Genomic DNA, 26,096 nt, shown 5'->3' on the forward strand with positions numbered 1-26,096 from the left:
TTAAATGGCGCTAAGCCTCAAAGTTCTTAACTTAATTTTGTTACATTTGATTCTAAAAATTAAGTTAAGATGATTACTCAGCTTCGGGGGAAACTTTTAGAAAAAAATCCAACTCACATCGTTATAGATTGCAATGGAATAGCGTATGAGGTGAACATTTCACTTCATACTTTTTCTCGTTTAAAAGACGAGGAGCTCATAACGATATATACACATCTTCAAGTTAAAGAAGATTCACATACGCTATATGGTTTTACAGATAAAGCAGAGCGTTTAGTTTTTAGACAATTACTTTCAGTGTCTGGTATTGGTGCAAGTACTGCAAGAGTTATGCTGTCTTCTCTTTCGCCTGAACAAGTTATAGAGGCTATTTCTACTGAAGATACAGATACAATACAAAGTGTAAAAGGTATTGGGAAAAAAACAGCTCAACGGGTGATTTTGGACCTTAAAGACAAGCTACAGAGCACAGAAGCCCTTACTGAAATTGTTCAATCGCCAAGTCATGCCAACAAGGAAGAAGCCTTATCTGCTCTAGAAACTTTGGGGTATACTAGAAAACAATCTGGAAAAATTATTTCAAAAATTTGTAATAATAATTCTAATGCTAACGTTGAAGAGATAATCAAACTAGCCTTAAAAAATCTATAAACTTTTGAAGATTACTCAAAAACTCCTTAACATAATTTCTTGTCCTATAGTTTTTCTAGTTGTAATTGTATTATTTACAACCAAAATTTATGCTCAGGAAGAACAAGATTCTATTCCTGAAGGACCAACTTTAGGTAATATATCCATGCCTAATCCTTCAAGTATTGTTTCAAAATATGAATATGATCCTTTTTTAGATAGGTACATTTACACAGAAAAAATAGGTTCCGTAAATACAAAATATCCACTAGTTCTCACCCCAAAGGAATTTGAGGATTTAGTTTTGGAAGAGCAGATGAAAGCATATTTCAAAGAAAAATCTGATGCAGCTCAAGGAAAAGGAGATGAAGAAAGTCAAAAGAACTTAATTCCCATTTTTTACGTAAACAATTCTTTTTTCCAGTCGGTTTTTGGTGGAAATAAAATCGATGTAAAACCCAGAGGTTCAGTTGCTGTGGATATGGGGATCCTATATAGCAAACAAGACAACCCTTCTTTATCGCCTAGGAATCAAAGTAATCTTACTTTCGATTTTGATCAGCGTATTAGCATGAGCTTACAAGCTTCTGTAGGGACACGGCTTCAGGTAAATGCTGAATATGATACAGAATCAACTTTTGATTTTCAGAATCAAATTAAATTAGAATACACCCCTACTGAAGATGATATCATCCAGAATATTGAAGTAGGTAATGTTCAGATGCCTTTAAATAGTTCGCTTATACAAGGTTCACAGAGTCTGTTTGGTGTAAAAACTCAACTTCAATTTGGAAAAACAACGATAACCGGGGTGTTTTCAGAATTAAATTCAGAGCGACAAAGTGTAAATATTCAGGGTGGAGCAACTATAAGAGAATTTGACAAGTTTGCTTTGGATTATGATGAAAATAGACACTTTTTTCTTGCTCATTACTTTAGGGATGAATACAATAGGGCTTTAGAAAATTACCCTTTCATCAATAGTAAGATTCAGATTACAAGGCTTCAAGTATGGGTAACCAACAGAACAAATAATTCAGCAACTACATCAAATGCAAGAAATATAATTGCATTGCAGGACCTTGGTGAAAGCGAACCGGATAATTTAGGATTATTTCTAGATAACTCAGGTAATCCAATACCTTCTCCTGTTCCCAATTTCATTTTGAATCCAAATGGGAGACCAAACAATGCCAATAACTTATTCAATCCAAGTGCGCTTGGTAGTGGACAGTCCGTACTGACCAGTCAAATAAGAGATCTAGCAACAATACAGCAAGGTTTTGGTTCTGCTCAGCCTTCTGTTTCTGAAGGTCGTGATTATGCTATTTTAGAAAATGCGAGAGAATTACAACCAAATGAATATAACTTAAACACTCAGCTCGGATATATTTCTTTAAACCAGCGTCTTAATAATGATGAAGTTCTTGGTGTTGCTTTTGAATATACAACTACAGATGGAAGGGTATTTCGTGTTGGTGAATTTGGAAATGGAGGACCTCCAGGAACAGAAACTCAAGAAAATCAAGAGCAAGAGGGTGAGCAAATTGCAATTAATCAAAACTTGATAGTAAAGCTTCTTAAAAGTCCAGTCACCTTTGTTCAAGAACCTATTTGGGATCTGATGATGAAAAACTTCTATAGTCTAGGAGCCTCCGGGCTAGAACAAGATGGGTTTAGATTTAATATTTTATATTCAGATCCACAGCCCGTAAACTTTATTACTGAAGCACCAGGAAGCACTACTCCTCTTCCAGATGATGTAAGTGAAACTAACCTTTTACAGGTTTTAGATCTTGATAACTTAAATTTCAATAATGATCCTGTGAATGGCGGTGATGGTTTTTTTGATTTTGTTCCAAATATTACCATTGATCCTCAAAATGGGATTTTGAAGTTTACTAAAGTAGAACCTTTTGGAAAACACCTTTTCAACAAATTAGATTTGAATCCAAACAGTGGTTCAGAAAACTATGATAATCCCCAGACTTATAATGAAAACCAATCCAAATATGTTTTCCGAAGTCTTTATTCAACTACCAAAATTCAGGCTCAACAAGAAGGAGCTGATAAGAATAAGTTCAAATTATCGGGTCGTTATAAAGCATCAAATACAGGAGGAATTCCCATTGGAGCTTTCAACGTTCCGAGGGGTTCCGTTACAGTAACAGCAGGGGGAAGGACTCTTCAGGAAGGGATAGATTATACAGTGGATTATGAATTGGGTAGAGTAAATATTCTTGATGAAGCCTTGCTTGCCTCAGATACTCCTATCCAAGTTTCAACAGAAAACAATGCTTTGTTTGGAAGGCAAACCAAAAGATTCACAGGAATTGATGTTCAGCATAGATTTAGCGATGAATTATTAATAGGAGGTACATTTTTAAATCTGAATGAAAGACCGATTACACAAAAAGCAGATTATGGGACTGAACCTGTGAATAATAGTATTTATGGTGTCAATTTCAATTATAACACAACTGTGCCATTTTTTACACGAATGGTAAACAAACTCCCAAATATTGATACGGATGTAGAGTCAAATTTTTCTCTTAGAGGAGAATTTGCTTATTTGTTACCTGGCAGTCCAAATGCAAGTGATTTTGAAGGAGAAGCTACAAGTTATGTGGACGATTTTGAAGGGTCGCAAACGTCTATTTCAGTTATTGATCCGCAGGCTTGGAAATTATCTAGTGCTCCTGTAGGTTACAGAGGGCCTAATGACTCGAATGGCACCTATGATGCTAATAATGATCTTAGTACAAATGATTATAGAGCTAAGTTAAACTGGTATACAATAGATCCAATTTTTTATAGTTTCCAGAGACCAGGGGATATTTCAGACGAGGACCTTTCAAAGTATTATTCCAGAAGAATACTTATCAATGAAATATTTCCGAACATAGATATTGTCCCAGGACAAATCCAAACCTTATTTCCATTGGATCTAGTTTACAGACCAAATGAAAGAGGAATGTATAATTATAATTCAGCTGCAGCCAGCGATAATACACTTCCCAATCCAAATCAAAATTTTGGAGGTATAATGAGAGGTTTACAAACTACAGATTTTGAACAATCCAATGTAGAATACGTCGAGTTTTGGGTTATGGATCCTTTTATTTATCCAGAAAATACAGGGAATACGGGAGGTAAAGTTGTGCTTAATTTTGGAAGCATATCCGAAGATATTCTAAAAGACGGAAGAAAGCAGTTTGAAAACGGCTTACCAGAAGACGGCGGGAATTCCAATACCGTATCAACCAATTTTGCTAAAGTCCCAAGTAATCAATCTTTAGTCTATGCTTTTGACACCAATGGACAAGAAAGAATCAATCAAGATGTCGGATTTGATGGATTAGATAATCAAGATGAGGCAGAAAAATTCCCTGATTTTTCTAACTTCGAAGATCCTTCCAATGATGATTACCAATATTATTTAGATAGCAGTGGGGATATTTTAAACCGCTACAGAAATTTCAACGGTACTGAAGGAAATAATCCTGTTGAGGTGACTGAAAATAATCGGGGAAATTCTGCTTTTCCTGATGTCGAAGACGTAAATATGGATAACACCATGAATACGATCGATAGTTATTTTGAATATGAAGTTCCTGTTTTTCCAAATATGAGTGTAGAAAATAACACTAGTTCTAGGCCAGGGATAAATTCAGATTATATTACTGATGTTCAGGAAGTAATCACAACGCTTCAAAATGGGCAAGAAATGGAAGCAAGGTGGGTACAGTTTAGAGTTCCGTTGAGGACTAGCGAAGATTTTGCTATTGGCGGAATAAGTGACCTTAGGTCTATTCGATTCATGAGGATGTTCATGACAGACTTCAGTCAGGAAACTATTCTTAGATTTGGAACACTAGAGTTGGTGAGAGGTGATTATTTTACATATGACTTACCGATTTTGCCAGATGGGTCGAATCCAAACACTGGAAATACTCAATTCAATTCTGAAGCAGTAAGCGAAGAAATCACTTCAAATTATGTGACTCCACCTGGAGTTTTAAGAGAAGAGTTAGTTAATAATAACGTAGCTATACGGGAAGATGAAAAGTCACTTGCTTTAAGAGTAAGCAACTTACAGCCTGAGGATTCTAGAGGTGTTTTTAAAAACTACCAAATAGATATGCGTCAATATGAACGTTTAGAGATGTATTTACATGCAGAATCTTTACCAGATCCAAATACTCAGCTCCGAGATGACCAGCTTACCGCCTTCATAAGAATGGGTATTGATTTCACTAACAACTATTACCAAATTGAAATTCCTTTAAAAGTTTCAGATCCTCAAGATTTTTCTCCCAGAGGAGTTTGGCCCTTGGAAAATGATTTGAATCTTCCTTTAGAATTACTTCAGCAAATTAAATCTAGAGTAATAGGTGATGACAACCTGAGTAATCTAGAACTTAATTACTTTGATGAATCTCTTAATCCTGTTGATGCTAGCTTCAATGAAAAGCTTAAGGTGGGTATAATAGGTAATCCTAGTTTTGGAAATGTTAGGGTAATGATGCTAGGGTTAAAGAATTCAAGTAATCAAAATGTATCTGGGGAAGTTTGGTTTAATGAGTTGAGACTTACAGGATTAAAAAATGAAGGTGGTTGGGCTGCGATTCTAAATCTAGATACCAATTTTGCAGATTTTGCTAATGTTTCTGCAAGTGGAAAAAGGTCTACTGTTGGTTTTGGAGCTATAGAACAAGGTCCTAATCAAAGAAGCCGAGAGGATATCCAGCAATATGATGTTGTAACTGGACTTAATTTAGGTCAAGTCCTACCTGAACAATGGGGTGTAAAAATTCCACTTAATTACAATAGGGGAGAAGAGTTAATCACTCCGCAATTTGATCCAGTTTATGGTGATTTAGAGTTGGAAACTCTTTTAGATAATACTGTTGATGAGAATGATACAGCAGAATTTCAGGAACAGGCAGAGACATATACCAGAAGGCAAGGAATTAGTGTTATTGGTCTAAGAAAAGACAGGACCAATGATGATAAAACACCAATGCTTTATGATATCGAGAATTTCACTTTATCTGCAAGTTATAATCAAACGGATTACAGAGATTTTGAAATAAGGGAATCTCTGGATCAAAATGTAGATGCAGCACTTACCTATGGTTTTAATTTCCAGCCACTGGAAGTAAAACCTTTAGAGAATGTTGGTCTTTTTGAAAGTCCATATTTTGCAATTTTTAAAGATTTTAATGTAAATCTTTTGCCGAATAGCATTACTGCTGGATCAAACGTGAACAGACAATACAATGAGTTGAGGTATAGAGAATTTAACCTTCCTCCTGGAAGCTTAGGGACTCCAAAATTATTTCAAAGAAATTATTTTTTCGATTGGGAATATGCAATAGATTATAGCTTAACTAAAGCTCTAAATTTTAACTTTAATGCCTCTACGAATAGAATTGTAAGAAATTATATAGATGAAAATAATGTCCAAGACAATAGTGTTGGCATTTTTGATGATTTTTTTGATATAGGAATTCCTAACAGGCATTATCAACAACTACAACTTAACTATACTTTACCGTTTAATAAAATTCCTTTTTTAAAATTTGTTCAAACTCAGTATTCTTACACAGGAGATTTTTTATGGACCAAAGGCTCAGAAATTTTACGAGGACTGGAAGGAATACCAGATTTAGGTAATTCTGTTCAAAATTCTGCAAGACATCAAATCAATGGAAACTTGAATATGTCTAGCTTTTATTCCTACTTGGGATTAACAAAAAAGAGAGTCCAAAATCCAGCTGCTCAGATCAAGAGAAACCTTAGCAGGAGAAGAGGTGGTCAAGGACAGGAGGAAAATCAGGAAGAAAGCGAGAATAACTCCCAGCAAGACGCTGATAAAGAGCTTAGTACTGGCGATAAAGCCCTGAACACACTTATTGGTATTGTAACTGCCTTAGATAGAGTCCAAGTCAATTATTCTGATACTAAAGGTATTTTCTTACCAGGTTATACAAATAATATTGGTTTTGGTGGAACTTTGAAACCAACTGCTGGTTTCACTTTTGGGAGTCAAAACGATGTAAGACGAGAAGCGGCAAGAAGAGGCTGGCTTACCATGTATCAGGATTTTAATGAGCAATATACAAGAACAGACAATCAGCAGCTCGATATCCAAGCAGGATTAAAACTCCTACCAGGACTTACTGTAGATTTTAATGCTAATAGAATGTATTCTGATACCTATACAGAAAACTTTAGGGTAGATCCTGAAACTATGGAATACAACTCTATAATCCCAAATATTTATGGAAATTTCAGTATCTCCACTAATATGATTAGAACTTCATTCAGTACAAGTACGAGAGATATTTCAGAAAATTTTGAACAATTTAGACAAAATAGATTCATTATAGCTAACAGATTGGCAGAGCAAGCAGGTGTAAACCTTAACGATCCAAACAATATTGACGAAAACGGATTTCCTGTTGGGTTTGGTAGAACAAGTCAAGCTGTGTTATTGCCGTCTTTCTTATCAGCATACACTGGATCTAGTCCAGAAAGTGAAAGTCTAGGAATACTAAGAGATATACCTATACCTGGCTGGAATATGAAATATACAGGCTTTATGAGGTTGAACTGGTTTAAAGAAAACTTCAACCGCTTTTCTATTCAGCATGGTTATAGGTCTACCTACACTATAAATCAATTTCAATCTAATTTAGAATTTAATAGTAGAGATCCTTATGGGGATTTCAACAGGGATCAAAACGGTAATTTTAGACCAGAGTTATTTGTTTCTAATGTCAATCTTATCGAAGAGTTCAGTCCCTTGGTGAAGTTTGATTTTGAGATGAAAAACTCGATAAGTGTTGTCGCTGAAGTAAGAAAAGATAGGGCTTTGTCTCTTAGCTTCAATAATAACCTTCTTACAGAAATGCAGGGCGATGAATATATTGTGGGATTAGGATATAGAATAAAAGACCTTACAGTTGTAACTCAATTTGAAGGCAATAGGAGAGTATTGAGTAGTGATCTGAACATCAAAGCGGACATTTCTTTGAGAAGAAATGAAACTATTATTAGAAATCTAGATGTGTTGAGTAACCGTGTAACTTCGGGTCAGGACATCTGGTCCATAAATTTTGTAGCAGATTATGCATTTACTAAGAATTTAACGGCATTATTTTTCTACGATCACGTATTTTCGCAAAATGCAATTTCAACAATATTTCCTCAAACCACTATTAGGACAGGAGTGACGTTGAGATATAATTTTGGTAATTAAAAAAAATAACTTAGGAATGAACACACCAGACAACTTAAAGTACACAAAAGATCACGAGTGGATCGAAATTGATGGAGACACGGCTACTATTGGTATTACTGATTTTGCCCAAAGTGAACTAGGGGATATAGTATATGTTGAAGTAGAAACCGTTGGTGAGACTTTGGATAAAGATGAGGTTTTTGGAACAGTGGAAGCTGTAAAGACAGTATCCGATCTTTATTTACCTCTAAGCGGAGAAATCCTTGAATTTAATGAGGAACTGGAAGACGAGCCAGAAATGGTTAATGAAGAGCCTTACGGTAAGGGGTGGATGATCAAAATGAAAATAGCAAACCAAGATGAGGTTAAAGAGTTAATGGATGCACAGACTTATAAATCTCATATTGAATAGAAAAGTGGTTTTACCACTTGCTATTATTTGTACTCTATCAATTGGCTATCTCTCACTATCAGACATAAGCACTTTTCCAAAGATTGAAGTAAAACATGAAGATAAAATCTATCATTTTGTCTCATATTTTGTTTTGAACACTATTTGGTTATTTGCCATTGTCCATATTTCATCAAAATCTTTGTTACCAAATATTTTGATTTCTTTAGGAATTTTAAGTTTTGGCATCGTTATTGAAATATTTCAAGAAATCATGACAGATTATAGAGTCTTTGATTTTTACGATATTTTAGCTAATAGTGTTGGAGTGCTAGTGAGTTATTTGTGTTTTGAATTATTCAGAAAAAGAATTTTTGAAAATATAAATTCAAATTGAAAGTAAATTTTAATTTTTTTATACTTTAGTAACCTATTTAAAATAATAATATGGAACCAAAAAAGAATCCGAAGAAAGATCTTTCCAGAAGAAGTCTTCTGTTTTTCCAAATTGGTCTTGTAGTTGTATTAGCGATTACATTGACAATGATTGAGTGGAAAACATATGACAGAGACGCTATTGATACTGGTGTTGTAGATCTTGACATGTTAGATGAAGAAGATGTGCCAATCACTGAAATACAGAAAACTCCACCGCCACCACCGCCACCGCCACCACCAGCCCCGGAAGTAATTGAGGTTGTTGAAGATGACGAAGATGTGGAAGAGGTAGTAATTGAGTCTACTGAGACAGATCAAAATGAGGTTGTCGAAGTTGAAGAAGTTGAAGAAGTTGAAGAAGAAATTGGAGATGTTCCTTTCGCTGTTATTGAAAGTGTACCAATTTTTCCAGGTTGCGAAGGCTTGAGTAACAACGAGGAGCGTAAGCAATGTATGAGTAAAAAAATAAGTCAATTTGTAAACAAAAATTTTGATACTGGTCTTGCTGCTGATTTAGGTTTAAGTGGTATCAACAGAGTTTATGTGCAGTTTAAAATTGATAAAAACGGTAACATTGTAGACGTTGCGGCTAGAGCTCCCCATCCAAGACTTCAGTCTGAAGGAGAAAGAGTAATTAAAAAATTACCAAAAATGAAGCCTGGTCAACAGAGAGGTCAAAACGTTGGTGTTCTCTACTCTTTACCAATTACTTTTCAAGTACAGGATTAATTAAATTCATTATAATATATCAAAATCCCGAATATCACATTCGGGATTTTTTTTATTCCTATTTTTAAATCACATTTGCATAGTTTTTCCAACTAGTTAATTATGAAATGTCTTCCTTTAATTTTATTTCTGATTTCTGTTTCGACCTTTAGTCAAAACTTCGTTTCAAAAACAGAAAGCTATCCCACTTTTCCTTCTTGTGAAAATATCCCAAATGCAGATCAGGAAAAATGTTTTAAGAACCAACTTAAATCTCTTATTTTTTCGACCTACAATGAGCCTCAAATCATTACTTCAGAAAATTATAATGGGATTGCTACAGTAATTTTTGAGGTTGATAGTGAAGGAGTGTTTCAGGTATTATACGTGAATTCTGAATATAATGAACTGAATGAAGAACTCGAAAGGGTATTTAATAGCTTTCCTCAAATAAGACCTGCAACATACAATGGAAGGCCAACCTATGTTCAGTTTAGAATGCCACTTCAAATTCCTCTTTCGAAATCTTCAATTCAACACAAGTCGATTGAAAAAGAAAAACCATTAGAAAGTTATCAGAGTGAATATGATAATATTAAAACAAAAGACTTTAATTATCCTCAATACAAAAGTGGTCTTAATATTCCCCTTTCTCATGAATTGTATAATAGATTTACAACTAAAATGGACAGGATAGGGACTAATGCCCATACTGCATCAAAGCCTTATAGATATACAGATGTTGAGCCTTATTATGATTTTGAGGAAGAAAATCGAGCTTTATTTTATGATAAAGAATCTTGGTTTGGTAGAAAATTATTTAATGAAAATACAGTCCAAATTCAGGGCGAAGATTATTGGTTTACCTTCGATATTGCTGCAGATTTACAAGTAGGAAGAGATTTTGAAGAGTCTTTCACAACTTACAATAATACTAGAGCTGGAATTTTTCAAGGTGGTCTTGGAGAGCGACTCAACTTTTTTACGGTCATCTATGAAAGTCAGGGAAAGTTTGCAGGCTACTTCAATGACTTAGCTACAGACCTTGGAAGAAGAAATTCGAGTCAGGTTACTATTCCTGGGCGGGGAATTGGAGAGCCTTATCGTGATGGTTTTGATTATCCTGTTGTTGAAGGGTATCTTTCCTATAATGCCACAGATTTTCTAGATATTCAATTTGGGAGAGGAAATAATTTCATTGGAGACGGTTATCGTTCACTTTTTTTAAGTGATAATGCAAGCCCAAACGCTTATGTGAAAATGAACACTACCTTTTGGAAATTTAAGTATACAAACACCTGGGCTTCATTAAGAAACCCAAACACATCAACTGATGGAGGTGCGTTTTTGACCAAGTATATGGCCACTCATTATTTGAGTTTTAATGTTAACAAGCGTTTGAATATAGGTCTTTTTGAATCTGTTTTATTTGAAAGTGAGCCAAACCGTGGTTTTGATTGGAATTTTATAAACCCAATCTTATTTTATAATATGGTTGAATATACCACAGGTTCTCGGTCTGGAAAATCTCTAATTGGCCTAAGTTATAAATACAAATGGACAGACCAAATCAACAGTTATGGTCAACTTCTTATTGATGAGTTTTCGGTGGACGATGTGACTGCTGGAAATAAAAGCTGGAAGAATAAATTTGGTTTACAAATGGGTGTAAAATATGCTAATGCTTTTAAAGTAGACAACCTTTTTTTACAGCTAGAATACAATCAGGTAAGGCCTTATACGTATTCTCACAATACTCTGAACCTTCATTATACGAACGATAATCAATCCATGGCGCATTTGTGGGGAGCGAATTTTAGAGAGCTTTTACTTATTACCAGATATAAAAAAGACAGATTTTATGGTCATGCTAAATTTATCTTTGGTGAACGTGGTTTTGAAACCAACGAAAACAGTGACCCTTTTTATGGAACAGATTTACTTGGGGATGAACGATTAAGAATAGCAGATGAAGGTATAGAAATTGGGCAGGGTAATAGAGGAAATTCTTATTACGGTGAGCTTGAAGCTGGCTTTATTGTCAATCCTACAACAAACCTTAAAGTTTATCTCAACCTCATTCATCGAAAGCTTGATGTTTCTGAAAGTACCTCATTAAATCTTGACAGAAATACCACTTGGTTAAATCTTGGATTTAGAACAGATATCTTCAATTGGTATTATGATTACTAAGTCAATACTTAGTAAATATTAACGAACGTCTGCTCCTTTAAAAAAACTTTTTAGCCGTATCTTTGCAAAAATTTCAAGTATTGTCAAATTCCTTAGCATATACATATATATACCCCTGGTTACAAGACTTCAAAGAACTTACAAAATTTAGATTAGCTGTAAGTGTAGTATTTTCTTCCATAGCAGGCTATTTACTAGGCGTAGATGAATTCCATTTGGGAAATTTAATTTTACTAGCATTAGGTGGATACGCTATGGTAGGTGCATCAAATGCATTCAACCAAATTATTGAAAAAGATCTTGATGCTAAAATGAAAAGGACAAAAAATCGTCCGATTCCTTCAGGTTCAATGACTGTGAATACAGCCTTCGTAATAGCTTCCATACTTACTATAATAGGCTTGTCTTTACTTTTTGTGATCAATCCTATCACCGCAATGTTTGGCGCTATTTCCATCTTTCTGTATGTAAGTGTTTACACGCCCCTGAAAACAATGACACCTTTATCTGTGTTTGTAGGCGCATTTCCTGGTGCTATTCCATTTATGCTCGGCTGGGTTGCTGCTACTGGATCATTTGGAATTGAAGCGGGAACTTTGTTTATGATTCAATTTTTTTGGCAATTTCCTCATTTTTGGTCGCTTGGCTGGTGGCTTTACGATGATTATAAAGAAGGTGGCTTCTTTATGTTGCCAACAGGTAAAAGAGATAAAGGGACTGCTATTCAAATTATACTTTACACCATTTGGACACTTATTGTTTCTATTGTTCCTGTGTTGGGAGTCACTGGAGAACTCAAACTATCAATTGTTTCAGCGGTATTAATTTTTAGTCTTGGGTTGGTGATGTTGTATTTTGCTATCCGACTTTTCAAAAACAGAGAAACTAAAGATGCTAGACAGCTTATGCTGGCGAGTGTGTCTTATATTACTTTAATACAAATTATATACGTTTTAGATAAATATATCAGAATATGGCTTTAGACGAAAAACACAAACGAGCAAGGATGATGATGATGTGGTTTGGCATCATAAGTATGGGGATGATGTTTGCTGGCCTCACAAGTGCTTATGTAGTCAGTAAAAACCGTCCAGATTGGCTTACAGACTACCAACTGCCAGATGTTTTTATTTGGAGTACGGTAGTCATTTTTATAAGTAGTATCACTTTTCATTTGACCAAAAAATTTACTGCTGAAGGTGATATGAAAAAGGCTAATGTAGCCATTGTAACTACTTTTATCTTAGGAGTTCTCTTTATAGTAATGCAATTCATTGGATTCAATGAGATTGTAGAAGCAGGTTATTATTTCACAGGAAGCGCAAGTAGCATTACAATGTCCTTTGTGTATCTATTAGTTTTAGCTCACGTTGTTCACGTTGTTGCAGGCCTTATTGTCTTATTGGTTGTAATTTATAATCATTTTAAAAAGAAATATTCCAAAGGAAATATGTTGGGATTGCGTTTAGGGGTTACCTTTTGGCACTTCGTTGATGGACTATGGCTTTACCTCTTTTTGTTTTTATATTTCTTTAGATAATAAGAAAATTGTCTATTTTTGCGAGACATTAATATTTGACTTTTATGGAAGCTACTACCGTTGCAAAAACAGGTACCGAAGGAAAAGCTTGGGGAGGGGGTGAAGAAAAACCTCTAAGAGCTAGTTATGGAAAATTGATGATGTGGTTTTTTATCACCTCAGATGCTCTTACATTTTCAGGATTTCTAGCAGCTTACGGTTTTACAAGATTTAAATTTATAAACGAATGGCCTATAGCAGATGAGGTGTTCAATCACTTTCCGTTTTTACATGGTGTAGATGCACCGATGTATTATGTGGCTTTGATGACATTCATTTTGATATTTTCTTCTGTGACTATGGTGCTTGCTGTGGATGCGGGTCATCAGATGAATAAGAACAAAGTAGTTACCTATATGGCATTGACCATCTTGGGTGGTTTCATATTTTTAGGCTCTCAAGCCTGGGAGTGGAACAATTTCATCAACGGAGAATATGGCGCTGTTGAGACTAGAAGTGGAAAAATAATTCAATTTGCAGATGCTGATGGTAATCGGGTAGCTCTAGATGAATTCGCTACTCCAACACCCGGTATAAGGTCTGAACATCAAAATAAAAATGGAGTATGGTATAAATCTGAAGATTCTTATAATCCCTTAGGAATAGAAGATGTAAAAAGAGGTTTTGCTGCAAATCCAGACCTTAGAGTTAGAACAATGCAAATTACAGATGAAGGTGAAAAAGAAGTGCTTAACAGAGAAGAATCTCTTTTAACTTTAAATACCTCAGGAATAGGAGTTATTGAAGGAGCCAATTTGACTCAAAACGAATATGGCGCACCTTTATTTGGTGGTTTCTTTTTCTTTATCACAGGGTTTCACGGGTTTCACGTTTTGTCCGGTGTTCTTATTCTTATCATTGTGTTTTTCAATGTATTGATAGGAACTTACGAAAAGCGAGGAAGTTATGAGATGGTAGAAAAGGTAGGGCTATACTGGCACTTTGTTGATTTGGTATGGGTATTTGTATTCACCTTTTTCTATCTGGTATAATTTATAAACTATTGAATTTATAATCTAATGGCACACGATACAACTCACGGAGCACACTCAGGAGCAAAGAAAAGAATCTGGCAGGTATTTATTATCTTGTCTATATTAACTATAGTAGAAGTTGTTTTTGGTATTTTTAAACCAGACTTTCTTGTACACACAGACCTTGTTTCACTATCCTTGCTTAACTGGATATTTATAGGTTTAACTATTGTAAAAGCATATTATATTGTCTGGGCTTTTATGCATATGGAACATGAAGCAGCAAGTTTAAGAAGAGTTGTTGTTTGGACATCTGTTTTTTTAATTTCGTATTTGATAGCGATATTATTGATAGAAGGTACTTATATTCAAGAGATATATGAACATGGTTATATCACCTGGGATTTCTAAAAAAGAAAGGTTAAATATACTTCAAAAGGCGGTTTCTTAAAACCGCCTTTTTTAATTTTGTAAATATTATAAATATGAAAAAGTACATTGTTCTTATCGTCTTATTTGTACTTCCACTAGTGGCTTACCTATTCTTTTCTAGTGGAATTAATTCCTTTGGCAGGCTTCCTGTTCTGAATGAAGATCTTTCTGTTTTAAAATCCTTTGAAACCGAGGAAATCACCTTTGATAATAAAATCACTATTCTCACTTTCTTCGGAAAGGATTTCAACATTAAGAAAGTTCATGCGTTCAACATGAAAGAAAAGATTTACGATCGCTATCATGAGTTTGATGATTTCCAAGTTGTAACTGTAACGGAATTAAATTCAGAAGAAAATATTGAAACCTTTAGAGGTGAAATCAATAGCTCATCTGATGCCTCCGATTGGTTATTTCTTGAACTTGAAGATGAAAAAATTCAAGAATTATTCAATAGTCTAGATTCTGATCTCAAACTGGACGACAAATTATCATCGACTTATGCGTTTATAATCGATAAGAAGATGAGTTTAAGAGGTCGTAGCGATGATGAAGAAGAAGGAACAAAATACGCATACAATCTTAGTAACATTAAAGAAGTAAGTGATAAGATGAATGATGATGTAAAGATTATTCTGGCAGAATATAGATTTGCTTTAAAGAAAAATAACGCACAAAGAGAAAAAAACTGATGAAGAAATATTCTTACGTAGGCATATCTTTAGTGATCTTGGTATTTGGTATATGGGTCGTCAATGAGATGCTCTCCCGTAATTCTCAAGAAAGCTTAGCGTATATTGAAATCAATGGTGAACCCAAAAAAGTACCTGAGTTTGAATTTACAAATCAAAATGGAGAAACTATTTCTAATGAAGACTATCTAGGCAAAGTATATGTTGCAGAATTCTTTTTTGCGACTTGCCCCACGATTTGTCCGATCATGAATGAAAACTTACTTGAAGTTCAAGATGAGTTTTATGGAAATATGAATTTTGGGATTGCTTCTTTTACAATTAATCCAGAACATGATACTCCCAAGATTCTTAAAGAACATGCTGAAGAGCTAGGTGTAAAACATCCGCATTGGAATTTTTTAACTGGAGACCAGGATAAAATTTATGAACTTGCCAATAAAGGGTTTAATATTTATGCTCAGGAATCTGAAAATGCGGAAGGCGGTTTTGAACATTCAGGTTTTTTTGCGCTTATCGACCAGGAAGGATACCTTCGGAGTAGAAAAGATGAAGCTGGAAATCCAATCATTTTCTACCAAGGTTCAATTCCCAGAAATGAATCTGCAGGTGAAAGCCATGAGACGCAACAAATTGATATCTTGATAGAAGACATAGAAATACTTTTGAAATGAAAGCTAGCTTAACTCCATCTGATAAAAAAATAATCCCCATCATCATTGGGTTATCTATTGTCGTACCTATTGTTGTAATTATTTTAATGAACCTACCTACACGTTATAATTTGCTAGGTCTAGACGTTGGAACTTTTCCGTTTTTCCATGCGGTTATTAATGGACTTACAGCTGCTTTGTTGTTTTCAGGATATACATTTATCAAACAAAAGAAAAAGGCAGCTCACAGAGCTGTAATGATTACTGCCTTTGGGCTTTCTGCTTTATTTCTGGTGAGCTATGTGATTTCAAAAATAAGTAATGATCCTGTTCCTTATGGAGGAGATGGAGTCTTTAAGTATATTTACTTTTTTATTTTGATTACACATATAGCACTTTCTGCTATAATTATACCTCTAGTTTTATTTACTATGTACAGAGGGTTGACAGGCGAATACGCAAAACATAAAAAAATTGCTAGATGGACATTCCCTATATGGATGTATGTCGCAATTACAGGAGTTTTAGTTTATTTATTTATGTTACCTTATTACTAATTTGAAAGATGATGAAGATGAAAAAATATTTTTTAGCTCTAGTATTAATACTTGTCACCATCTGGGACTCTACCTCTCAATGTTCTATGTGTAGGGCAGTATTAGAATCTGAACAAGATACAGGACAAGCAGAAGCTATCAACGATGGTATTGTTTACCTTATGGCTTTCCCTTACATTCTTGTAGGAGGAGTGCTTTATGTGGTTTACAGATCGTTCAAAAAAAAGAAATCTCAACAAAATACTTAAATGAAAAAAGTTTTCCATCTTTCAACCTGTGATACATGCAAACGTATTTTAGGCAAACTTTCTTTACCAGAAGATATGATTCTTCAGGATATTAAGAAGGAACATATTTCCGAAGACGACTTAGATTTTTTATATAAGAATACAAGGTCATATGAAATTTTGCTAAATAAAAGAGCTAAAAAATATACAGAAGAAGGCTTAAAGGATGAAAATCTATCCGAGGAAGAAATTAAATCTTGTATTTTATCTCATTACACTTTTTTAAAAAGACCGATATTTATTTTTAACGATAAAATATTTATAGGTAACGACAAGCAAACTGTAGATGCCTTGAAGTCTTTTTTCAATGAGTAAACGTGTATTGGCACTTCTTGCCGCTTTTATTGCAACCTCTATTTTTGGTATTAATCATACTCTGGCTAAAGGTCTCATGCCAGAATTTGTGCAGCCTTTTGGGTTTATTGTTATTCGAGTACTTGGCGCAGGAATTCTGTTTTGGTTTGTAAGTTTTTTTATAAAAAACGAAAAAATAAAGCGTGAACATTGGCCAAGACTACTTCTGAGTGCAGTCTTTGGAATGGTTATCAACATGCTTTTTTTCTTCAAAGGCTTAAGCCTGTCAACACCCATTAATAGTTCTGTAATCGTCACTATTACTCCTATATTGGTGTTTATGTTGTCAGCTGTTTTGATTAGAGAAAAAATTACAATTTTAAAGGGGTCTGGGGCAATCATAGGACTGTTTGGCGGACTTGCTCTTATCCTTTTTGGAGTGCAGCGAGAAGTCGGTGCCCCTAACATTCCTTTAGGGAATGCTTTACTCTTGATTAATGCACTCTCTTACGGTATGTTTCTGATAGTTGCTAAACCTCTTACCAAAACTTACCACCCCATAACCCTTATGCGCTGGTTGTTTCTAACAGCTATTATTATCAATCTTCCTATTGGGTGGACAGAATTTCAAGCTGTAGATTGGGTTAATATGCCATTTTCAGCACTTTGGCGAATTGGGTTTGTTGTTCTAGGAACTACATTCACAACTTACCTTCTCAATATTTTTGCTCTTAAGCATTTATCGGCATCTACTATAGGAGTATTTACCTATCTGCAACCTGTTATTGCTATAGCCTTTGCTATCATTTCTGGAGCAGATGAACTCAATTTTCTAAAAATATTAGCTTCAATTCTGGTGTTCTTGGGAGTATTTATGGTGACTAAAAACCCTGCTAGAAAGAGATCTAGGACTTAGTTGTTCTTTTGAATTTGATAGCGTTCACTATATTCCTTTAGAAATTCACTTAAACTAGTTTAAACTAAACTTAATTCTCTAGTCTAGCCAAAAGATATAACTGAAACTTTTAAGTAGTGCTATAAAAATAACAAGAAACAGAAGTATCTTCTCTAAGGTTTTGTGAACTCTTAACCCATTCATTTTGTAAAAAGTAAGTTTGACTTATGGTAGAAAAAACTTTTGATTTAATCATAATAGGAGGAGGACAAAGCGCTTTAGCATGTGCATTTTTTTTAAGGAGAGAAGAATTGGATTATATTATTCTAGATGATCAAGACGATTGTGGTGGTTCCTGGAAACATACTTGGGAATCTTTAACCCTATTTTCTCCTCCAGAACACAGTTCACTTCCGGGGTGGCAAATGCCAGAGTCTGAAGGTGAATTCCCGACCAGAGAGGAAACCATAGACTATCTATGTCAATATGAAAACCGATATGATTTCCCTATTCAACGTCCAGTTAAAGTCAATTCGGTAGAAAAAAAAGGTGGCATTTTCACTTTAGAAACAACTGAAGGTCAATTCAAGTCCAAAACGATCATTTCAGCCACAGGAACTTTTAAAAATCCGTTTATTCCTGAGGTTTCTGGCCGAGATGAATTTGAAGGTAAACAACTACATTCTTCAGATTATAGCTCTCCTGAAGATTTCAAAGATAAAAAAGTGGTTATTGTGGGCGAAGGGAATTCAGGAGCACAAATCTTGGCTGAGGCTTCCAAAGTAGCAGATACCTTCTGGTCTACTCGTCAAGAGCCAGAATATTTGCCAGATGATGTGGATGGAAGAGTATTGTTCGATATGGCTTCAGCTAAATATTACGCTGAAAAGAAAGGAGAAGAATACGATAGTTCTAAATTCAATTTAGGAAATGTCGTCATGGTACCTTCAGTAAAAGAAGCCAGAGAACGAGATGTACTTCATTCTGAAGGTGAAATACAAAGCATTACTAAAGATGGAGTGATTTGGGAAGATGGTTCACATCAAGACGTGGATGTCATTATTTGGTGTACAGGATTTGGTTACTCGACTGGGTTTTTGGAGAATTTAGTATCTATAGATAAAAAAGGGAAAATCCCAACTGATAATACAAAAGCCAAAGAAACTGATGGTTTGTGGCTTGTAGGGTATGGCGGTTGGACAGGCTTTGCTTCTGCTACTTTGATTGGTGTTGGCCGTTATGCAAAACAAACCATCAAAGAAGTCAGTGAATATTTGAAAGATTAGCTATCTTCAGAAGTAAATACAGACTTAACCGTATTTACATCAAAAAAGTATTGCAGTCTAACCGAAACTGTATGCTGTATGTCTTGCTGGAATAAATTAGTAAAAGTCGTTTCAAAATTATTCTGTGCTTCAGAGTTGTTGGTAAATAACTGATTCCTGTACAAAGCCGTCAAAAAACTGCCTGGTGCAAATTGCCATGAATAATTCAAATCTAGATTCCAGGTACTGAAGTTGATATCTGGACTCGAAGCTAAAGCAGATTTTGGTAGATTTTCATTTTCAGAAAGTCTTCCGTTAGGATTGAGATTATACATGAACTCATCATAAAGTACAGTATCCCAATAGTGACGAAGCTGAAGCTTTAGGCCATGAAATGGATTAAAATTATAATTTGCTGAAACACTATTGGTCAAGATTTGTCTATCGCGCTCACCGAAAACAGGTTCATTATCAAGGAAAGTCGAGAATCCTCTGTCATTGATTCGCTGGTCATAATTGAAATTATAGACCATAAAGAAAAAATCATTAAACCTAACTCTGGGCTCAATATTCAAATTATAGCCATAAGATTCTCTTCCACTTTCAAAGTAGGTATTTACATTAGTTCTGATATCTATAGCAAATGTTCTGTTATAATTTGAAGAAAGGAAACCGCCCAAATTGGTGAAGTTCTCGTAGATAAAAAACCGTCCATCTACACGAGGTTCAAAATAATCGTATTGCCGCCCAGGTTCCATGCCAATATTAAAACCATAGGTGTCCAGACTTAATGAAGTTGCAAAAAAGTCAGCTGCTAGTTCTAATCCTGTGTAGGTATTTGGAGAAGCTAACTGTTTATATAGCGAAGAAAAAGTAATTCTATAACTTTGGAAATTATCCGTCGGTTCAAAAATTCGGTAAGATGCTTGACCTTGAAAGTTATTGAAGTTGTTTCTTAGTAAAAGGCCAAGATCGTTGATGTCATATTCTTTATCGGCATAATCATGTCCTACTGAAAATTGATGTTTGTCACTGACCTTAGCAATTTCCAATGCAGAACTAAAACCAGTATTAGACTCAGATAGTTCATTAATATGACTCATCTTTACTTCACCAGAAAGTTGGTAGGAGTTACTTTTGTTGATGAGGTTAAACAAGGCTCCAGTCACATTTGCATCTCTAGCATCACCAAAACGAGTTACATTGGTATTGATTAAACTCACAGAGGAATTTCTATTGAATTGCTGGTCCACAACTAAAATATTATAATTAGATAATGGCTCAATTTCCGTTTGTCTTGTCTCATTTTGAAGGGTGTCTAGAACAGTTGCTTTAGTGGATTCTGTTACTGCGTTAAAGACTCCTATGCCGAGACCACTTTTTAATCTTCCAGACATTTTTATAGCATTGATAAGATCTACATTTTGAGGTCTGTTTTCTATAACTTCATTTTCTTCAAGATCGGTATTTCCTACAGGGGCACTTCCTACACGCCTTGAGAAAAATAAATTCCCTTTGGTGAAAAGATCAATTCCTTCTGTAAAAAACTGGCGTTGTTCTGCAAAAGTTTGTTCAAACGGTCCTAAATTTAATACCACATCATCAAACCTAGCTTGGCTAAAATCTGGAATAAGGGTAGCATCGAGTGTAAGGTTATCTGTAATGCCATATTTAAGATCCATACCCAACTTAAAGTCCGTTGAAGTTTGATTTCCAGTAGTGTTTACAATAGCTGTCGTGAAAGGGTACAAATTTAATCTTAAAGGAGGTTCAAGATTCTGTATACCTTTCAACTCTCCATGGTAAAGCCCTTCATAACCTTTGGTTCTGTCAATAGGATTCCATGCGTATTCTGAACGTTCACGTCTAAAATACCTTCGGAATTGGACACCCCAAGTTTGAATCTCTGTTTTTGGAAAACGTAAAGTTCTATAAGGAATTTTCATCTCCAGTTGCCAGCCATAACTTGTTTGCTTGACTGCACTTTCCCATACGGCATTCCAGCCAAAATCCTGGCCAATACTTGGAGACGATAAAGCATCAGCTTGAGTTCCTGAGCTAAAAACAACAAATTGAGTATCGTTTTGAGCATCATTATTGGGGTTTAAAACCAAGGTAAAATAATCGGTTTGGCCGAACTCATCCCTGATGGTAGTTTGACTCATGATTTTATTAGGATCGTCATATAATTTCGCAGAGACAAAAATACCCTCATCGTTGTAATAAAGTTTCACTTCAGTTCTTCGGTCTGGCGAAGCAGCTAGATTAAGATTGGGCGTAAACTGCATAAAATCTGAAGCTACGTCTAAATTTTGCCAAACATTGTCAGTTAAATCACCATCAATTTCAGCTGATTCATTTTGCCTTAAGATATTATATTGTTTTTTTTCTTGAGCTACACCTGAACTAATAGCTAAATACAGAAATAGACAGACAAAACGTCCAATCATAAGTGACTTGATTTTAATTTGCAAAATTACAGACTTAGGACTTGACAAAGGCTAATAAGTTGCAAATTTGGATGATAATTTTGTGATATAATTTATTCATCGTAATATTGCAATATATAATAAGGAAATATGGGAGTTACACGATCTGATCTTTTTACAGAAAAACAAAATGAATTTTCCAAAATAGCCAAAGTCTTTGGGCATCCAGCACGACTGGCAATTTTGGAGTATTTATTGAAATCTCAAACCTGTATCTGTGGCGATTTGGTTGAAGAACTAGGTTTAGCTCAGGCTACAATTAGCCAGCACTTGAAAGAATTGAAGAACGCTGAAATCATCAAAGGTAATATTGAAGGGACTTCTGTTTGCTATTGTATCAATGAAGAGAAGTGGTACGAACTAAAGGTGATTTTTAATGAGCTTTTTGATCGCTATCCCAATCCTAATGATTGTTGCTAGAAATATAATAAACACAAAAACACATAATAATGACACTTAGACAAGTAAAAGAACATTTAGCAGTAATTGATACTTTGCAATTTCAATTACCTGATGGAAGTACAGTTCCATCTCACTTTCATGTGACGGAGGTTGGTCAGGTTTCCAAAGATTTTATTGATTGTGGTGGAACTTTAAGACATGAAAAAGTGGTGAATTTTCAGCTTTGGAATGCAGATGACATTGACCATAGATTACAACCCAAAAAGCTAAAAAATATAATTCAACTTTCTGAAAAGAAACTTTTTATCGATGATAGACTGGAAGTTGAGGTGGAGTATCAAGGAAACACTATTGGCAAATACCATTTAGATTTTAGTGATGGTAAATTTCATTTAGTCAGTACGCTCACAGACTGCTTAGCCAAAGACAAATGTGGAATTCCAGAACCTCAAACGGTAGAGCAAAGCTCATCTTGTGCTCCAGGATCTGGATGTTGCTAATCCTTTTTTCTAAAACACAGAATAAAAACTAAATGGGAAAGTTTGAAAGATACTTGACCCTGTGGGTAGCTTTGGCCATCATTGCAGGTATTGGAATTGGAAAATTTGCAGGAGATTCAATAGAATTTTTGAGTGATTTGGAAATAGCTAAAGTGAATATTCCAGTAGCTATTTTGGTGTGGATGATGATCTATCCCATGATGGTTCAGATCGATTTTTCATCTCTAAAAAATGTCACTAAAAACAGTAAAGGCATTGGATTGACGTTGGTCATCAATTGGCTTATCAAGCCGTTTACGATGGCCTTTTTCGCATGGTTATTTTTAGACCAGATATTTAGTGCCTATCTTAATCCAGAAGATGCTCAGCAATATATCGCTGGTGCTATCATTTTAGGAGCAGCGCCTTGTACAGCTATGGTTTTTGTATGGTCGTATTTGACTAAAGGTGATGCGAACTACACACTTGTTCAGGTATCGCTTAATGACTTGATATTGCTAGTACTTTTTATTCCGATTGTAAGACTGCTTTTGGGTGTGACCAATATTGAAATCCCTTACGATACCTTAATTTATTCGGTGCTTATTTTTGTGGTAATCCCACTGACAGCCGGCTATATCTCCAATAAATATTTAATCAATAAATATGGGCTGGAATGGTTCAATTCTGTCTTTTTAGCAAAGTTAAAACCAATGTCCATGATTGCATTAATCACTACTTTAGTTTTATTATTTGCTTTCCAGGGCCAGAGAATTTTAGATAATCCATTTGATATTTTATTGATTGCTGTGCCGCTAACTATTCAAACTTATTTTATCTTTTTTATCACCTGGTTTATTGGTAGATATTTGAAGCTAAAGCATAATGTTTGTGCTCCATCGGCTATGATTGGCGCTAGCAACTTCTTCGAATTGGCGGTTGCAGTTGCAATTTCGTTATTCGGCCTTAACTCTGGCGCTTCCTTGGCAACTGTAGTTGGAATTCTTATAGAAGTTCCAGTCATGTTATCATTAGTTGCCTTGGCTAATAAATGGAGGTACTAAATTTTAAAAACTTGTTCCTAACCAAACACCATGTTTTATGTTTCCTAATATTGAAAAGTTTTGTCGAAAATTTGAATTTGAACGCGATTCAATTTCAGCAGAGAGAAAAAATATTTTAAAAAATATAGCTAGCACGATAGATGCAGAAATTGAAAAAAATGGGAAAGCAAAATTGATTTATATTTGTACACATAACTCTAGAAGGAGCCATTTTGGACAAATATGGGCTAATGTTGTAGCTGAATTTCACGGGATGTCATCTGTAATTGAAGCCTTTTCTGGAGGCACCGAAGTGACTGCTTTTCATCCTCACTCTATAAATGCACTCAGTACCTTAGGCTTTAAAATAACTCCGGATTCCTCTAAGAGTAATCCTCGCTACGAAGTGAAATTTGGAGATGAGTTGTCGACCACTTGTTTCTCTAAAGTTTACGATGATACTGAAAATCCAAACAAAGACTTTATTGCAATAATGACATGTTCTCATGCCGATGAAAATTGTCCATTTATTCCTGGTGCTACTGCAAGATTTTCTACTCCTTATGAAGATCCCAAACTATTTGACAATACAAAACTTCAAGATGAAAAGTATCTGGAACGTGCTTTGGAAATTGGAAGAGAGGTGTTTTATATGTTATCGTTAACGACTTCAAAAAAAGATAATGCTCACTATAGCTAAGCTGGTTAAAACTAAAAGACTACTAAATAAATAGAAGTTCATAATTATAATTTGCTTTAGGATGGTTTTGAATCTTCCTTGTGAATAAAATTTTCTAATGGATTTATACAAGTAGAAAACATAAATCAATAGCCAAATCCATAGGCTGATAAAGTCAATTATAAAGGCTAAAAAAAGTAAAATCAAAAAAACTGTTTGTTGGTTGTAATTAAAGATGAGATGATGAGTGTAGGGAATTTTTCTTCTGATGTAAATTAAAGTGCTGAAAAGTGTGTAGATAGGGATAAAAAAGAAGAGAAAAAAAGGCAACTTAGGGAGTAGAAAATTGATAAATCCAGCAGGGTCTTCTTTAAGTCTACTGTAACCAAATATAAATTCAAACTTCAATCGATTCATTATGTTTTTTTCCAACCCTGTGGATTCAATAGCTTCAGAATATTTTGCATCTGGATGTTCCTTGATGTAATTTGTGATTTTTGAGTCGGGTAAATTAGTTACAAAATCCAAATTGTTATCGGTGATTTCAGGATTAGATTCTAACTCTTCGCTAGATAAGATTTTAATGTCCCTAAGTTCATCCCGGTTGATCCAACTAACGGCTAAAAAGAATATAATTGCGGTACTTATAAAAAATCGAAAAGGATTGACATACTTTATGCGTTTACCTTGAATATACTCGCGACTGAGTTTACCAGGAGAACAAGCAAGCGCACTCACAGATTTTCTAAAGTGAGAATCATAAGAAACTAATCCTGCGAAAAACTCAGTTATAAGCTCTTTAAGGTTCAAAGCTTTAGAAGAGTTCTTTTGTCCGCAATTTGAACAAAATCGATCTGAAATATCTAAAGCGTGTTCGCAATTTAAACACTTTTCTGTTCTGTACTGAAAGCGTTTAGGTCTTGGTTTGAACTTTATGTTAAGTTTCATTTCTTTAAAAAAACTGATGCAAATTACATTAAATCTCGCTTTGTCTATTCTAAAAATAATAATATAATTTAACATTGTTTAGTAATTTGTTTGATTAATTATTGATAGTATTACTATTAACTTTGCGCTTCTAATTACTAACTATGCACAATTTGCTATCTAATTTGCGGGTAGATATTAATTCTAATCTCTATCTTAAAGATCCAGAGAGCTCTTCTTTGGGGATCAATATCGTCAGATCAAGTATCGATCTTATTGATCTACATGGAATCGAAGAGTTTAATTTTAAGAAACTAGCCAAAAAAATAGGTTCTACTGAAAGCTCTATTTATAGATATTTTGAAAATAAGCACAGACTTCTTTTGTATATTTCTTCATTGTATTGGGGAATCATGGAGTTTCAGATGGTAATGCAAACCAACAACATGCCTGAAGGTTTGGAGAGATTGCTAAAAGCTGTTGAAACCTTATTCAGTACTCCACAAACCAAATGCACTTCTTTTGAAGTTGAGGGTCAGAAATTGAGACATATTCTCAATTCTGAATTTGTAAAAGCCTATCATCATAAGCTCGTTGATGAGGAAAATGAAGCTGGATATTTTAGTATATATAAAAGACTCGCGTCAAGGCTATCCGATATGATTGTAGGAGTAAATTCAAATTATATGTACAGCAATAGTTTATCATCACTAATTATAGAAGGATCGTTAAATCAATATTTTTTATCAGAACATTTTAAGAATTTAACCGATTGTCATTCTAAAGATAATTTATACATATTTTATAAAGATATATTGACCAAAATCCTAAAGTCTTAAT

General features: G+C 34.6%; 24 protein-coding genes. 22 read left to right on the forward strand and 2 right to left on the reverse strand.

The annotated features are described in order from the left end of the window. The first annotated feature begins 69 nt into the window (after positions 1-69). From ruvA to ACFQ0R_RS05575, 17 genes are all read left to right on the forward strand, one after another. Positions 70-651, forward strand: coding sequence for a Holliday junction branch migration protein RuvA (gene ruvA, locus ACFQ0R_RS05495; protein WP_379657372.1), 582 nt, complete (start codon positions 70-72; stop codon positions 649-651). 31 nt (positions 652-682) lie between these two features. Then, a complete protein-coding gene (gene sov / locus ACFQ0R_RS05500; RefSeq protein WP_449314342.1) occupies positions 683-7,897 on the forward strand; it encodes a T9SS outer membrane translocon Sov/SprA in 7,215 nt (2,404 codons plus the stop codon). A gap of 16 nt (positions 7,898-7,913) precedes the next feature. Beyond that, positions 7,914-8,291: a glycine cleavage system protein GcvH gene (gene gcvH / locus ACFQ0R_RS05505; RefSeq protein ID WP_379657373.1), complete on the forward strand. Its 378-nt coding sequence runs from the start codon at positions 7,914-7,916 to the stop codon at positions 8,289-8,291. Next, positions 8,260-8,667, forward strand: a complete 408-nt coding sequence (locus ACFQ0R_RS05510) for a VanZ family protein (RefSeq protein ID WP_379657374.1) — start codon at positions 8,260-8,262, stop codon at positions 8,665-8,667. Before gcvH ends, ACFQ0R_RS05510 begins: the two co-directional genes overlap by 32 nt. A 50-nt stretch (positions 8,668-8,717) precedes the next feature. Next, positions 8,718-9,437 carry an energy transducer TonB gene (locus ACFQ0R_RS05515; RefSeq protein ID WP_379657375.1) on the forward strand — a complete coding sequence of 240 codons (720 nt, stop codon included), beginning with the start codon at positions 8,718-8,720 and terminating at the stop codon, positions 9,435-9,437. A gap of 102 nt (positions 9,438-9,539) precedes the next feature. Continuing rightward, positions 9,540-11,609: a gliding motility protein RemB gene (locus ACFQ0R_RS05520; protein WP_379657376.1), complete on the forward strand. Its 2,070-nt coding sequence runs from the start codon at positions 9,540-9,542 to the stop codon at positions 11,607-11,609. 80 nt (positions 11,610-11,689) lie between these two features. Continuing rightward, entirely contained in the window at positions 11,690-12,592 is a 903-nt protein-coding gene (gene cyoE, locus ACFQ0R_RS05525) for a heme o synthase (protein ID WP_379657377.1), read from the forward strand. Next, complete coding sequence (locus tag ACFQ0R_RS05530; RefSeq protein WP_379657378.1) at positions 12,583-13,149, forward strand: cytochrome c oxidase subunit 3; 567 nt, start codon at positions 12,583-12,585, stop codon at positions 13,147-13,149. The genes cyoE and ACFQ0R_RS05530 overlap by 10 nt, the downstream gene beginning before the upstream one ends. Before the next feature lie 44 nt (positions 13,150-13,193). Beyond that, positions 13,194-14,180 (forward strand): cytochrome c oxidase subunit 3, encoded by a 987-nt coding sequence (locus ACFQ0R_RS05535; protein ID WP_379657379.1) that lies wholly within the window; start codon positions 13,194-13,196, stop codon positions 14,178-14,180. Positions 14,181-14,207: 27 nt separating this feature from the next. After that, positions 14,208-14,573, forward strand: a complete 366-nt coding sequence (locus ACFQ0R_RS05540) for a cytochrome C oxidase subunit IV family protein (RefSeq protein ID WP_379657380.1) — start codon at positions 14,208-14,210, stop codon at positions 14,571-14,573. 74 nt (positions 14,574-14,647) lie between these two features. Beyond that, positions 14,648-15,286 carry a hypothetical protein gene (locus tag ACFQ0R_RS05545; protein WP_379657381.1) on the forward strand — a complete coding sequence of 213 codons (639 nt, stop codon included), beginning with the start codon at positions 14,648-14,650 and terminating at the stop codon, positions 15,284-15,286. Beyond that, positions 15,286-15,960, forward strand: coding sequence for an SCO family protein (locus ACFQ0R_RS05550; RefSeq protein WP_379657382.1), 675 nt, complete (start codon positions 15,286-15,288; stop codon positions 15,958-15,960). The genes ACFQ0R_RS05545 and ACFQ0R_RS05550 overlap by 1 nt, the downstream gene beginning before the upstream one ends. Further along, a complete protein-coding gene (locus ACFQ0R_RS05555) occupies positions 15,957-16,496 on the forward strand; it encodes a DUF420 domain-containing protein (RefSeq protein WP_379657383.1) in 540 nt (179 codons plus the stop codon). Before ACFQ0R_RS05550 ends, ACFQ0R_RS05555 begins: the two co-directional genes overlap by 4 nt. Positions 16,497-16,513: 17 nt before the next feature. Next, positions 16,514-16,744, forward strand: coding sequence for a hypothetical protein (locus ACFQ0R_RS05560; RefSeq protein ID WP_379657384.1), 231 nt, complete (start codon positions 16,514-16,516; stop codon positions 16,742-16,744). After that, positions 16,745-17,098: an arsenate reductase family protein gene (locus tag ACFQ0R_RS05565; protein ID WP_379657385.1), complete on the forward strand. Its 354-nt coding sequence runs from the start codon at positions 16,745-16,747 to the stop codon at positions 17,096-17,098. Next, positions 17,091-17,993 (forward strand): DMT family transporter, encoded by a 903-nt coding sequence (locus tag ACFQ0R_RS05570; protein ID WP_379657386.1) that lies wholly within the window; start codon positions 17,091-17,093, stop codon positions 17,991-17,993. The genes ACFQ0R_RS05565 and ACFQ0R_RS05570 overlap by 8 nt, the downstream gene beginning before the upstream one ends. 206 nt (positions 17,994-18,199) lie before the next feature. Then, complete coding sequence (locus tag ACFQ0R_RS05575) at positions 18,200-19,258, forward strand: ArsO family NAD(P)H-dependent flavin-containing monooxygenase (protein ID WP_379657387.1); 1,059 nt, start codon at positions 18,200-18,202, stop codon at positions 19,256-19,258. On the opposite strand, the gene ACFQ0R_RS05580 is transcribed toward ACFQ0R_RS05575, so the two are convergent. After that, positions 19,255-21,687 (reverse strand): DUF5916 domain-containing protein, encoded by a 2,433-nt coding sequence (locus ACFQ0R_RS05580; RefSeq protein WP_379657388.1) that lies wholly within the window; start codon positions 21,685-21,687, stop codon positions 19,255-19,257. The two genes, ACFQ0R_RS05575 and ACFQ0R_RS05580, sit on opposite strands and share 4 nt — an antisense overlap. Before the next feature lie 129 nt (positions 21,688-21,816). On the opposite strand from ACFQ0R_RS05580, the gene ACFQ0R_RS05585 reads away from it, so the two are divergent. Genes ACFQ0R_RS05585 through ACFQ0R_RS05600 form a run of 4 tightly spaced genes read left to right on the forward strand, consistent with a single transcriptional unit; the run spans position 21,817 to position 24,350 of the window. Continuing rightward, positions 21,817-22,146, forward strand: a complete 330-nt coding sequence (locus ACFQ0R_RS05585; protein WP_379657389.1) for an ArsR/SmtB family transcription factor — start codon at positions 21,817-21,819, stop codon at positions 22,144-22,146. Positions 22,147-22,175: 29 nt separating this feature from the next. Next, on the forward strand, positions 22,176-22,628 hold the full coding sequence (locus tag ACFQ0R_RS05590; protein WP_379657390.1) for a DUF6428 family protein: 453 nt from the start codon (positions 22,176-22,178) through the stop codon (positions 22,626-22,628). A 32-nt stretch (positions 22,629-22,660) separates the two neighbouring features. Continuing rightward, positions 22,661-23,671 carry an ACR3 family arsenite efflux transporter gene (gene arsB / locus ACFQ0R_RS05595; RefSeq protein WP_379657391.1) on the forward strand — a complete coding sequence of 337 codons (1,011 nt, stop codon included), beginning with the start codon at positions 22,661-22,663 and terminating at the stop codon, positions 23,669-23,671. 37 nt (positions 23,672-23,708) lie between these two features. Further along, the gene (locus tag ACFQ0R_RS05600) at positions 23,709-24,350 is read left to right on the forward strand and encodes a hypothetical protein (protein WP_379657392.1); all 642 of its coding nucleotides are present in this window, start codon (positions 23,709-23,711) and stop codon (positions 24,348-24,350) included. Here ACFQ0R_RS05600 and ACFQ0R_RS05605 read toward each other — a convergent pair. Next, on the reverse strand, positions 24,321-25,277 hold the full coding sequence (locus tag ACFQ0R_RS05605; protein ID WP_379657393.1) for a DUF3667 domain-containing protein: 957 nt from the start codon (positions 25,275-25,277) through the stop codon (positions 24,321-24,323). The two genes, ACFQ0R_RS05600 and ACFQ0R_RS05605, sit on opposite strands and share 30 nt — an antisense overlap. A gap of 143 nt (positions 25,278-25,420) precedes the next feature. On the opposite strand from ACFQ0R_RS05605, the gene ACFQ0R_RS05610 reads away from it, so the two are divergent. Continuing rightward, on the forward strand, positions 25,421-26,095 hold the full coding sequence (locus tag ACFQ0R_RS05610) for a TetR/AcrR family transcriptional regulator (protein WP_379657394.1): 675 nt from the start codon (positions 25,421-25,423) through the stop codon (positions 26,093-26,095). Position 26,096 lies beyond the last annotated feature (1 nt).

The organism is Psychroflexus salinarum (assembly GCF_042677225.1).
Classification (GTDB): domain Bacteria; phylum Bacteroidota; class Bacteroidia; order Flavobacteriales; family Flavobacteriaceae; genus Psychroflexus; species Psychroflexus salinarum.